At 33.5% G+C, this 11,285-nt stretch carries 9 protein-coding genes and 1 tRNA gene; all 10 read left to right on the forward strand.

What is annotated here, in order from left to right; translation table 11 throughout:
- The coding region (locus tag ACH2BC_RS14685; protein ID WP_395054963.1) for an EF-Tu/IF-2/RF-3 family GTPase at nucleotides 1-576 on the forward strand (576 nt) is incomplete at its 5' end.
- Between the two features lie 57 nt (nucleotides 577-633).
- Nucleotides 634-704, forward strand: a tRNA-Trp gene (locus ACH2BC_RS14690).
- Between the two features lie 15 nt (nucleotides 705-719).
- Complete coding sequence (gene secE, locus ACH2BC_RS14695) at nucleotides 720-917, forward strand: preprotein translocase subunit SecE (protein ID WP_395054965.1); 198 nt, start codon at nucleotides 720-722, stop codon at nucleotides 915-917.
- Nucleotides 918-924: 7 nt separating this feature from the next.
- On the forward strand, nucleotides 925-1,476 hold the full coding sequence (nusG, locus tag ACH2BC_RS14700) for a transcription termination/antitermination protein NusG (RefSeq protein WP_395054967.1): 552 nt from the start codon (nucleotides 925-927) through the stop codon (nucleotides 1,474-1,476).
- 67 nt (nucleotides 1,477-1,543) lie between these two features.
- On the forward strand, nucleotides 1,544-1,984 hold the full coding sequence (gene rplK / locus ACH2BC_RS14705; RefSeq protein ID WP_395054969.1) for a 50S ribosomal protein L11: 441 nt from the start codon (nucleotides 1,544-1,546) through the stop codon (nucleotides 1,982-1,984).
- A 9-nt stretch (nucleotides 1,985-1,993) separates the two neighbouring features.
- The gene (rplA, locus tag ACH2BC_RS14710; RefSeq protein WP_395054971.1) at nucleotides 1,994-2,683 is read left to right on the forward strand and encodes a 50S ribosomal protein L1; all 690 of its coding nucleotides are present in this window, start codon (nucleotides 1,994-1,996) and stop codon (nucleotides 2,681-2,683) included.
- A gap of 22 nt (nucleotides 2,684-2,705) precedes the next feature.
- On the forward strand, nucleotides 2,706-3,206 hold the full coding sequence (rplJ, locus tag ACH2BC_RS14715; protein ID WP_395054973.1) for a 50S ribosomal protein L10: 501 nt from the start codon (nucleotides 2,706-2,708) through the stop codon (nucleotides 3,204-3,206).
- Between the two features lie 54 nt (nucleotides 3,207-3,260).
- Nucleotides 3,261-3,626: a 50S ribosomal protein L7/L12 gene (gene rplL, locus ACH2BC_RS14720; protein ID WP_395054975.1), complete on the forward strand. Its 366-nt coding sequence runs from the start codon at nucleotides 3,261-3,263 to the stop codon at nucleotides 3,624-3,626.
- Nucleotides 3,627-3,891: 265 nt separating this feature from the next.
- Entirely contained in the window at nucleotides 3,892-7,704 is a 3,813-nt protein-coding gene (rpoB, locus tag ACH2BC_RS14725; RefSeq protein ID WP_395054977.1) for a DNA-directed RNA polymerase subunit beta, read from the forward strand.
- Between the two features lie 240 nt (nucleotides 7,705-7,944).
- Nucleotides 7,945-11,285, forward strand: a 3,341-nt coding sequence (rpoC, locus tag ACH2BC_RS14730; RefSeq protein ID WP_395054979.1) for a DNA-directed RNA polymerase subunit beta', incomplete at its 3' end; no start/stop codon positions are given.

Consider the following 11,285-nt stretch of genomic DNA (forward strand, 5'->3'; position numbering starts at 1 on the left):
CGTGACGTTGCAAAACCATTCTTGATGCCAGTTGAAGACGTATTTACAATCACAGGTCGTGGAACTGTTGCTACAGGTCGTATCGAAACGGGTATCGCAAATACTGGTGATCCAGTTGAAATTATTGGAATGGGTGCAGAAAAATTAACTTCTACCATTACTGGAGTTGAAATGTTCCGTAAAATTCTTGATAGAGGAGAAGCTGGAGATAATGTAGGTTTACTTTTAAGAGGTATCGACAAAGCTGATATCAAAAGAGGTATGGTAATTATTAAGCCAGGATCAGTAAAACCACATGCTAAATTTAAAGCCGAGGTTTACATATTGAAAAAAGAAGAAGGTGGTCGTCATACACCATTTCATAATAATTACCGTCCACAATTTTATGTACGTACAACTGATGTTACAGGTGTAATTATGCTTCCTACAGGAGTTGAAATGGTAATGCCAGGTGATAACTTAACTATTGATGTAACATTATTAAGTCCAATCGCAATGAGCGTTGGTTTACGTTTCGCTATCCGTGAAGGTGGTAGAACAGTAGGTGCTGGACAAGTTACTGAAATTGTAGAATAATCTCAAAAAAATAAAATTTAAAAACCAGTGTCGTTTTTTCGTCACTGGTTTTATAATACGGGCGTAGTTCAAGGGTAGAATAGCGGTCTCCAAAACCGTTGATGGGGGTTCGAATCCCTCCGCCCGTGCAAAAAAGATATAAAATGTCAAAAGTATTTAATTATTTTTCGGAAGCATTTGAAGAATTAAAATCAAATGTAACTTGGCCAGAATGGTCAGAAGTACAACGATTGACAATTGTTGTTGCTTTATTTTCAGTAGTATTTGCATTAGCCACTTGGGGAGTTGATGAACTTTTCTCTAAAGCTATTGAAGGTTTTTTTAATTGGATTAAATCATAATTAAAAAATGGCTGATAATTTAGTTAAAAAATGGTATGTAGTAAGAGCTGTTAGTGGTCAAGAAAATAAGGTTAAATCTTATATTGAGACTGAGATTAACAGACTTGGAATGGGAGATTACATTTCTCAAGTATTAGTGCCAACAGAAAAAGTTGTTCAAGTTAGAGATGGAAAAAAAATAACTAAGGACAAGGTTTATTTTCCAGGTTATGTTATGATTGAAGCCAATCTTGCTGGAGAAATACCTCATATTATTAAATCTATAACCAGTGTTATTGGTTTTTTAGGTGAAGTTAAGAACGGAGATCCAGTTCCTTTAAGAATTTCTGAAGTAAATAGAATGCTTGGTAAAGTTGATGAGTTGGCTGTAAATACTGATACTCAATTAATTCCATTTAAATTAGAGGAAACTGTTAAAGTTATTGATGGTCCTTTTAATGGTTTCAACGGAACTATTGAAAAAATTAATGAGGAAAAACGTAAACTTGAAGTTATGGTTAAAATTTTCGGAAGAAAAACACCTTTAGAATTAAGTTTTATGCAAGTTGAAAAAGTATAATTTTTGTTACATATATAATAATCACATCAATCGCTTCCAATTGATAGTTGTGTTAAATTTTTAAGAAATGGCTAAAGAAATTAGTAAAGTAGTTAAACTACAAGTTAAGGGAGGTGCTGCGAACCCATCGCCACCGGTTGGACCTGCTTTAGGAGCTGCTGGAGTTAATATTATGGAATTCTGTAAGCAGTTTAATGCTAGAACCCAAGATCAACCCGGCAAAGTATTACCAGTTCAAATAACGGTATACAAAGACAAATCTTTTGATTTTGTCGTAAAAACTCCTCCTGCTGCTATTCAGTTATTGGATGCTGCTAAATTAAAATCTGGTTCTGGTGAGCCTAATCGTAAAAAGGTTGCAAGTATTACTTGGGATCAGATTAAAGCTATTGCAGATGACAAAATGGTCGATTTAAATTCATTCACTTCTGAATCTGCCATGAGCATGATTGCAGGAACCGCTAGATCTATGGGAATAACTGTAACTGGAGATTCTCCTCTAAAATAAGAGAAAGCTATGGCAAAATTAACAAAAAAACAAAAAGAAGCGGCTTCTAAAATTGAGAAGAATAAATTGTATTCATTGAAAGATGCATCCTCTTTATTGAAAACCGTTGCGTCTGCTAAATTTGACGAATCTGTAGATATTGCAGTTCGTTTAGGAGTAGATCCTAGAAAAGCAAATCAAATGGTTAGAGGAGTTGTAACTCTTCCTCATGGTACTGGAAAAGATACCAAAGTATTAGCTTTGGTAACTCCAGATAAAGAAGCAGAAGCAAAAGCTGCAGGTGCTGACTATGTAGGATTAGACGATTATCTTCAAAAAATAAAAGATGGTTGGACAGATGTTGATGTAATTATCACAATGCCAGCTATTATGGGAAAATTAGGTCCATTAGGGCGTATTTTAGGACCAAGAGGTTTGATGCCAAACCCTAAAACTGGAACTGTTACAATGGAAATTGGTAAAGCAGTTGCAGAGGTTAAAGCAGGTAAAATTGACTTTAAAGTTGATAAAACAGGTATTGTCCATGCAGGAATTGGAAGAATTTCTTTCGATGCTGATAAAATTGTAGACAATGCACACGAAATAATTCAAACATTAATTAAACTTAAACCAACTGCTGCTAAAGGTACTTACATTAAGTCAATTTACTTATCAAGTACAATGAGTCCAGGTATTTCTTTAGATCCTAAAGGAGTGTAATTGGTAGTTAACAAATTTTATTATGACTAGAGAAGAAAAATCAATCGCGATAGAAGACTTAACTGCAAAGTTGGCTGAAAGTAATATTTTTTATATTGCTGATACTTCTGGATTAAACGCAGAAACTACATCAAATTTAAGAAGAGCTTGCTTTAAAGCTGGAATTAAATTAGAAGTAGTTAAGAATACTTTGCTTGAAAAAGCAATGGAAGCTTCTAAAAAAGAATATGGTGATTTACCATCTATATTAAAAGGAAATTCTTCAATTTTTATTGCAGATATAGCAAATGCTCCTGCAAAAATCATTAAAGATTTTCGTAAGAAATCTGACAAACCTGTTTTTAAAGGTGCATTCATCAATAATGAAATATATATTGGAGATAATCTTTTAGATAGTTTAGCAGCTCTTAAATCTAAAGAGGAAGTTATTGGAGAAATCATCGGATTGCTTCAATCTCCTGCTAAACGAATTATTTCTGCATTATTAAACCATGCAGAGAAAAAAGGTGAAACAGCAGAATAAATTGCGCACGAGTAAACAAAAATAAATTACAAAACATTTTAAACGATAGAAAAAATGGCAGATTTGAAACAATTCGCAGAACAATTAGTAAACTTAACAGTAAAAGAAGTTAACGATTTAGCTACGATTTTAAAAGATGAATATGGTATTGAGCCAGCTGCAGCTGCAGTTGTAATGGCTGGTCCAAGTGAAGCTGCTGCTGAAGAGCAAACAGAATTTACTGTTGTTCTTAAAGAAGCTGGTGCTTCTAAATTAGCAGTTGTTAAAGCAGTTAAAGAACTAACTGGTTTAGGTCTTAAAGAAGCTAAAGATATGGTAGATGCTGCACCTTCTAATATTAAAGAAGGAGTTTCTAAAGCAGAAGCTGAAGGTTTGAAAAAATCTTTGGAAGAAGCTGGAGCTGTTGTTGAGTTAAAATAACTCTTACATAGTTTTAGAACTAGGTTTAGGTCTTGAGTTTAATCACTCAATGACCTAAACCATTTTTCGTATAATAAAATTTTAAAAATTTTATTATAAATTAGTTTAAAATACGAAAAATTTTTAATCAGTACGATGAAAAAAACGAACTAAATTTTCCTGGTTCATTTTTAAAGAGGTATCGATTATAAAAAGGAAAAGTATAAATTAAACAGTGTTTTTACACAAAAAAATTACTTTTTTTTAATCAAAATTTTGTCCATTGATGATAACAAATCAGACTGAAAGATTGAATTTCGCCTCAACGAAAAATATTCCTCAATATCCAGATTTTCTAGATGTTCAGGTTAAATCGTTTAAAGATTTTTTCCAATTGGAAACTAAATCTGACGAAAGAGGCAACGAAGGTTTATACAATACCTTCATGGAAAATTTTCCAATTACAGATACAAGAAACCAATTCGTTTTAGAATTTTTAGATTATTTTGTTGATCCACCTAGATATACTATTCAAGAGTGTATTGAAAGAGGATTAACTTATAGTGTTCCTCTAAAAGCGCGTTTAAAATTGTATTGTACAGATCCAGAGCACGAAGATTTTGAAACAATAGTCCAAGATGTATATTTAGGTACTATTCCTTACATGACGCCAAGTGGTACATTTGTAATAAATGGAGCCGAACGTGTTGTAGTTTCTCAATTACACCGTTCTCCTGGAGTATTTTTTGGTCAATCATTTCACGCAAATGGTACCAAATTGTATTCTGCGAGAGTAATTCCTTTCAAAGGTTCTTGGATAGAATTTGCAACCGATATCAACAACGTAATGTATGCGTATATTGATAGAAAGAAAAAATTACCTGTAACTACTTTATTCCGTGCAATTGGATTTGAAAGAGACAAAGATATCCTTGAGATTTTTGATCTTGCAGAAGAAATTAAAGTTTCTAAAACAGGATTAAAAAAATATATTGGTAGAAAATTAGCTGCAAGAGTACTAAATACTTGGCACGAAGATTTCGTTGATGAAGATACAGGCGAAGTCGTTTCAATTGAGCGTAATGAAATTATATTAGATAGAGATACTATACTAGATAAAGACAATGTAGAAGAAATTCTTGACGCTGACGTAAAAGTAATTTTATTGCATAAAGAGGATAATAATCAAGCAGATTATGCAATTATCCACAATACATTACAAAAAGATCCAACAAATTCTGAAAAAGAAGCTGTTGAACATATATATAGACAATTAAGAAATGCCGAACCGCCTGATGAAGAAACGGCTAGAGGTATTATAGATAAATTATTCTTCTCTGATCAACGTTATAACTTAGGTGAAGTTGGTCGTTATAGAATGAATAAAAAACTTGGTTTGGATATTCCAATGGAAAAGCAAGTGCTTACCAAAGAAGATATCATAACTATTGTAAAATATTTGATTGAATTAATCAACTCTAAAGCAGAGATTGATGATATTGATCACTTATCAAACCGTCGTGTTAGAACAGTTGGAGAACAACTTTCTCAACAATTTGGTGTTGGTTTAGCTCGTATGGCTAGAACTATTCGTGAGAGAATGAACGTTAGAGATAACGAGGTGTTTACACCAATAGATTTGATTAATGCTAAAACATTATCATCGGTTATCAACTCTTTCTTTGGAACTAACCAGTTATCTCAATTTATGGATCAAACCAATCCATTGGCTGAGATTACACACAAAAGAAGATTATCAGCACTTGGACCAGGTGGACTTTCAAGAGAAAGAGCAGGATTTGAGGTTCGTGATGTTCACTATACTCACTACGGAAGACTTTGCCCAATTGAAACTCCTGAAGGACCAAATATTGGACTTATTTCATCACTTGGTGTTTACGCAAAAGTTAACGGAATGGGTTTCATTGAAACTCCTTATCGTAAAGTAACTAACGGACAAGTTGATTTAATTTCTGAACCTGTTTATTTAAGCGCAGAAGAAGAAGAAGGAAAAATGATTGCCCAAGCCAACATTGAAATGGATGCTAAAGGTAACATAACTGCCGACAAAGTTATTGCTCGTGAAGAAGGCGATTTCCCAGTTGTAGATCCAAATCAAGTTCATTATACCGATGTTGCTCCTAATCAAATTGCTTCAATTTCTGCGTCATTAATTCCTTTCTTAGAACACGATGATGCGAATAGAGCATTGATGGGATCAAATATGATGCGTCAAGCCGTTCCTTTATTACGTCCAGAAGCTCCAATTGTTGGAACTGGATTAGAGCGTCAAGTAGCATCAGATTCTAGAGTGTTAATAAATGCAGAAGGCGAAGGTACTGTAGAGTACGTAGATGCTAATATGATAACTATTAAATACGATAGAACTGAAGAAGAAAGAATGGTAAGTTTTGATTCTGATGAAAAAACATACCAATTAATCAAATTTAGAAAAACCAATCAAAGTACATCGATTAACTTGAAACCTATCGTAAGAAAAGGTGATAGAGTTCAACTAGGTCAAGTACTTTGTGAAGGATATGCAACTCAAAACGGAGAATTAGCTATTGGTAGAAACCTAAAAGTAGCTTTTATGCCCTGGAAAGGATATAACTTTGAGGATGCAATTGTAATTTCTGAAAAAGTGGTTCGTGATGATATTTTCACCTCTATTCACGTTGACGATTATTCATTAGAAGTTAGAGATACTAAATTAGGTAACGAAGAATTAACTAATGATATTCCTAACGTTTCTGAAGAAGCAACTAAAGATTTAGATGAAAACGGAATGATTAGAATTGGTGCTGAAGTAAAACCTGGCGACATTCTTATCGGAAAAATTACACCTAAAGGAGAATCTGATCCAACACCAGAAGAAAAACTTCTAAGAGCAATCTTTGGAGACAAAGCTGGAGATGTAAAAGATGCTTCATTAAAAGCATCACCATCATTACATGGAGTTGTTTTAGATAAAAAATTATTTGCAAGAGCAGTAAAAGATAAACGAAAAAGAACGCAAGACAAAGATGCTTTAACATCTCTTGAACTAGAATTTGAAACAAAATTTGTTGAATTAAAAGACAAACTAGTAGAAAAATTATTCTTAATCGTAAACGGAAAAACATCTCAAGGTGTTATGAACGATTTGGGTGAAGAAGTTTTACCAAAAGGTAAAAAATATACTCAAAAAATGCTTTATGCTGTTGAAGATTTTGCTCACTTAACCAAAGGTCAATGGGTTGCAGATGATGATACTAACCGTTTAGTTAATGATTTAATTCACAATTATAAAATTAAATTAAACGATTTACAAGGTGCTTTACGTAGAGAAAAATTCACAATTACTGTTGGAGATGAATTGCCAGCTGGAATCTTGAAATTAGCAAAAGTTTATATTGCTAAAAAGCGTAAATTAAAAGTAGGTGATAAAATGGCTGGACGTCATGGTAACAAAGGTATTGTTGCGCGTATTGTTCGTCACGAAGATATGCCTTTCCTTGAAGATGGAACTCCAGTAGATATAGTTTTAAATCCACTTGGTGTACCTTCTCGTATGAATATTGGACAAATTTATGAAACCGTTCTTGGTTGGGCAGGTCAAAAATTAGGTAAAAAGTTTGCAACACCAATTTTTGATGGTGCTACTTTAGATCAAATTAATGGTTATACTGACGAAGCTGGAATTCCAAGATTTGGACATACCTATTTATATGATGGTGGTACAGGAGAACGTTTTCATCAAGCAGCAACAGTTGGAATTATCTATATGTTAAAATTAGGACATATGGTTGACGATAAAATGCACGCGCGTTCAATTGGTCCATACTCACTTATTACGCAACAACCACTTGGAGGTAAAGCTCAATTTGGAGGTCAACGTTTTGGAGAAATGGAAGTTTGGGCACTTGAAGCTTATGGAGCATCAAGTACACTACGTGAAATTTTAACTGTAAAATCGGATGATGTTATTGGTAGAGCTAAAACTTACGAAGCAATTGTAAAAGGCGAATCAATGCCAGAACCAGGATTACCAGAATCATTCAATGTATTAATGCACGAATTGAAAGGTCTTGGTTTAGATATTAGATTAGAAGAATAAATAATAAAAATGTCTGTAGATGCGTTACATTGTAACGTATCTACTTGACAATAAATAGGTTTTTAAGATTTAGACCCGTAAAACGTTCCGATTTTTTATAAAATTTTCAAATATTATAATTAGCACTTCAAAAATCAGTTTTGAAGTTTAGAGAAGTAATTCGTGGATGTAGAGAAATTGCAATGCAACGTATCTAAAAATCAATTTTTAATTGCAAATAAATCAATAGTAAAGACTAAGATGAATAATAGAAATAACAGAGACAACAACAATAATAAAGGTGTTGCGCCTAAAAGATTTGAAAGAATTTCAATTGGTTTGGCATCGCCAGAATCAATTTTAGCCGAATCTAGAGGTGAAGTTTTAAAGCCCGAAACAATTAATTATAGAACTCACAAGCCAGAACGTGATGGTCTTTTCTGCGAACGAATTTTCGGTCCAGTAAAAGACTTTGAATGTGCTTGTGGAAAATATAAAAGAATTCGCTACAAAGGAATCGTTTGTGATCGTTGTGGTGTAGAAGTTACCGAGAAAAAAGTACGTAGAGATAGAGTTGGACACATTAATCTTGTTGTGCCAATTGCTCACATTTGGTATTTCCGTTCGTTACCTAACAAAATTGGTTACATTCTTGGCTTGCCATCTAAGAAATTAGATATGATTATTTACTACGAAAGATATGTAGTAATTCAAGCTGGTATTGCAAAAAATGCAGAAGGTGAACCTATACAAAGATTAGACTTTTTAACAGAAGAAGAGTATTTAAATATTTTAGATACACTTCCTCAAGACAATCAATATCTTGATGATTTTGATCCAAATAAATTCGTTGCCAAAATGGGAGCAGAATGTATTATGGATTTATTGGCTAGAACCGATTTAGATGCTCTTTCTTATTCATTAAGACACAGCGCTAACAATGAAACTTCTAAACAAAGAAAAACAGAAGCATTAAAAAGATTGCAAGTAGTTGAATCTTTTAGAGACTCTAACCTAAACCGTGAAAATCGTCCTGAATGGATGATTATGAAAGTTGTTCCAGTTATTCCACCAGAATTGCGTCCTTTAGTTCCACTTGATGGTGGACGTTTCGCAACTTCAGATTTGAATGATTTGTACCGTAGAGTTATCATCAGAAATAATCGTCTTAAAAGATTAATGGAAATTAAAGCTCCAGAAGTTATCTTAAGAAACGAAAAACGTATGTTACAAGAATCTGTAGATTCATTATTTGATAACACTCGTAAAGCTTCTGCTGTAAAAACAGAATCTAACAGACCGTTAAAATCTTTATCAGATTCACTAAAAGGTAAACAAGGTCGTTTCCGTCAAAACTTATTAGGAAAACGTGTCGATTATTCTGCGCGTTCAGTAATTGTTGTTGGACCAGAAATGAAATTGTTCGAATGTGGTCTTCCTAAAGATATGGCGGCGGAATTATACAAACCTTTCGTTATTCGTAAATTAATCGAAAGAGGAATTGTAAAAACCGTAAAATCTGCAAAGAAAATAATTGACAAAAAAGAGCCAGTAGTTTGGGATATTTTAGAAAACGTAATTAAAGGTCACCCAGTATTACTGAATCGTGCTCCTACATTACACCGTCTAGGTATTCAAGCATTTCAACCAAAATTAATTGAAGGAAAAGCAATTCAACTACACCCATTAGTGTGTACTGCCTTCAATGCCGATTTTGATGGAGATCAAATGGCAGTTCACTTGCCACTTGGACCAGAAGCTATTCTTGAAGCACAATTATTAATGTTGGCTTCTCACAATATTTTGAATCCAGCTAATGGTGCTCCAATTACAGTTCCATCTCAAGACATGGTACTTGGTCTTTATTATATGACCAAAGAACGTTTGTCAACTCCAGAACATAAAATTTTAGGTCAAGATTTAACTTTTTATTCTGCCGAAGAAGTAAATATTGCTTTAAATGAAGGTAGATTAGAATTAAATGCTCGTGTAAGAGTTCGTGCTAAAGATTTTAATGAAGCTGGAGAATTAGTATATAAAGTTATTCAAACAACTGCCGGTAGAGTTATTTTTAACGAAGTAGTTCCACCAGCAGCAGGTTTTATAAATGAAGTATTGACTAAAAAATCGCTTCGTGATATTATTGGAAAAATCTTGTCGGTAACTAACGTGCCTACAACTGCTGCCTTCCTTGACGAAATGAAAGATATGGGATACAAGTTTGCCTTTAAAGGTGGATTATCATTCTCATTAGGAGATATTAAAATTCCAGAACAAAAAACACAATTAATTGCCGATGCTAGAGTTCAAGTAGAAGGAATTTCTGCTAACTATAACATGGGATTAATTACCAATAACGAACGTTACAATCAGGTTATTGACATTTGGACATCTGCCAATGCACAATTAACAGAACTTGCAATGAAAAATATTAGAGAAGACCAACAAGGTTTCAACTCTGTATATATGATGCTTGACTCTGGTGCACGTGGATCTAAAGAGCAAATTCGTCAGTTAACTGGAATGCGCGGATTGATGGCTAAACCTAAAAAATCTACAGCTGGTGGTGGAGAAATTATTGAAAATCCAATTCTTTCTAACTTTAAAGAAGGACTTTCAATTTTAGAATATTTCATTTCTACTCACGGTGCTCGTAAAGGTCTTGCCGATACTGCACTTAAAACAGCCGATGCTGGATATTTAACTAGAAGATTGCATGATGTATCGCAAGATGTAATTGTGAATTCTGTAGACTGTGGAACTTTAAGAGGAATTGAAGTTTCTGCTTTAAAGAAAAACGAAGAAATTGTAGAAACTCTAGGTGAAAGAATTTTAGGACGTGTTGCATTACAAGATGTAATCAATCCTTTAGATTCTAATGTATTAGTTCACGCAGGTGAGCAAATTACAGAAGCTATTGTTAAAGCAATTGAAGAATCACCTATAGAAAAAGTAGAAGTTCGTTCTCCACTAGTTTGTGAAGCTAAAAAAGGAATTTGTGCTAAATGTTACGGACGTAATCTTGCCACTGGAAAAATGACTCAAAAAGGAGAAGCTGTTGGTGTTATTGCCGCACAATCTATTGGTGAGCCAGGAACACAGTTAACACTTCGTACATTCCACGTAGGTGGAGTTGCAGGAGGAATATCTGAAGAATCAAGTATTGTTGCACGTTTTGCAGGAAAACTTGAAATTGAAGATTTAAAAACTGTAAAAGGTGAAGATAGCGATGGTAATAACGTTGATATTGTAGTTTCTCGTTCAACAGAATTGAAACTTATCGACATTAAAACAGGTATTCTTTTAAGTACTAATAACATTCCTTACGGATCAAGTATTTTTGTAAAAGATGGAGACATTTTAGAGAAAAATGCAACTATTTGTAAATGGGATCCATATAATGGTGTAATTGTTTCAGAATTTACAGGAAAAATTGCTTACGAAGATTTAGAGCAAGGTCAATCGTTTATGGTTGAAATTGATGAGCAAACAGGTTTCCAAGAAAAAGTAATTTCTGAAGGAAGAAATAAAAAATTAATTCCAACTTTATTAGTATATGGTAAAGATGGAGAGTTAATTCGTTCTTATAATTTACCAGTTGG

This window comes from Flavobacterium sp. (genome assembly GCF_043760115.1).
Lineage (GTDB): Bacteria > Bacteroidota > Bacteroidia > Flavobacteriales > Flavobacteriaceae > Flavobacterium.

Coding starts and splice junctions, on each gene's coding strand:
- rplL (WP_395054975.1), top strand. CDS start 3,261: ATGGCAGATTTGAAACAATTCGCAGAACAATTAGTAAACTTAACAGTA.
- secE (WP_395054965.1), top strand. CDS start 720: ATGTCAAAAGTATTTAATTATTTTTCGGAAGCATTTGAAGAATTAAAA.
- rplK (WP_395054969.1), top strand. CDS start 1,544: ATGGCTAAAGAAATTAGTAAAGTAGTTAAACTACAAGTTAAGGGAGGT.
- rplA (WP_395054971.1), top strand. CDS start 1,994: ATGGCAAAATTAACAAAAAAACAAAAAGAAGCGGCTTCTAAAATTGAG.
- nusG (WP_395054967.1), top strand. CDS start 925: ATGGCTGATAATTTAGTTAAAAAATGGTATGTAGTAAGAGCTGTTAGT.
- rplJ (WP_395054973.1), top strand. CDS start 2,706: ATGACTAGAGAAGAAAAATCAATCGCGATAGAAGACTTAACTGCAAAG.
- rpoB (WP_395054977.1), top strand. CDS start 3,892: ATGATAACAAATCAGACTGAAAGATTGAATTTCGCCTCAACGAAAAAT.